The sequence below is a fragment of the Cysteiniphilum litorale genome (genome assembly GCF_003428165.1).
In the GTDB taxonomy this organism is placed as follows: Bacteria; Pseudomonadota; Gammaproteobacteria; order Francisellales; family Francisellaceae; genus Caedibacter; species Caedibacter litoralis.
The window spans coordinates 1-569 of record NZ_QLIQ01000186.1 but is presented as its reverse complement, the minus strand read 5'-3'; the positions used below and the strand labels follow the sequence as shown (position 1 = coordinate 569).

Below are 569 nucleotides of genomic sequence, written 5' to 3'. Positions count from 1 at the left end.
TTACATATTAATGACTATAGTGCATTCTACTTTGCTCATCTAGCCCTGTTAAATCTTAGCACCTAAGATTTGGATTTGGTTGCCGAATTGAATTTAAGTACAGAGAAGGCTCATTCTCTTGACTAAATAAAATAAATGTAATAAATCAGGATTTACAAAATTTTGAGCAGCTGACTGAAAATTAGGCGCTCATAAATTGCGATAATAAGGATTTCTCACGCATGGCAATGCACTTGCTTACCAAAGCCATGAAAACAGCATAGTGAGCTTTAAAATGCGTAAATATTGAATTCATCCAAAAACAGTTAAATTTAGCAACGGGAAAACGGAAGCTGTAGAAAAATCTAAAAATCTGCTTTCTTGGCAATAAACTCATCAGTTGACATGATTTAAGACTAAATAATATCTTGAAATATCGATACTGATATTTTATGATATTTAAGACACAGCAAATAAGGAGTATGATGCGATGTGGTTTAAAAATATAGCACTATTTGAATTTATCGAGCCGTTTGATTTATCATTTGAAATGATTGAAAAAAGCCTGGAAGAGCATCAGTTTAGCCCAT

The 569-nt window shown here is 32.3% G+C and carries 1 protein-coding gene; it reads left to right on the top strand.

What is annotated here, in order from left to right:
- Positions 1-469: 469 nt before the first annotated feature.
- A partial coding sequence (gene rdgC / locus DNJ75_RS15880) for a recombination-associated protein RdgC (RefSeq protein ID WP_170137238.1) occupies positions 470-569 on the top strand: 100 nt, incomplete at its 3' end.